The 228-nt window shown below is 63.2% G+C and carries 1 protein-coding gene; it reads left to right on the top strand.

What is annotated here, in order from left to right:
• Positions 1–228: IS66 family transposase (locus ACXAIC_RS24915; RefSeq protein WP_475187155.1), on the top strand; the 228-nt coding region annotated here is incomplete at both ends.

The following is a 228-nucleotide window of genomic DNA, read 5'->3' as shown; positions in this document are numbered from 1 at the left end:
CTCCACCGCTGGCGTGGTACCGGTTCACGGTTGACCGCAAGGGCAAACATCCTGAGGGCCACCTGTCTGGCTACAAAGGCTGGGTTCACGCGGACGGGTATGCCGGGTTCAACGGCCTGTTCGGGGAGAACAAGGCGCGGGAGATGGCCTGTATGGCCCATATCCGGCGCAAGTTCGTCGATGTGCACGCCTCCCAGGGATCATCCATCGCCGCTGAGACCATCCAGC

This window comes from Roseibium sp. AWQ4_254 (assembly GCF_056161025.1).
Note: the sequence above shows the minus strand (reverse complement) of the source record. Positions and strands in the feature narration are given on the sequence as shown.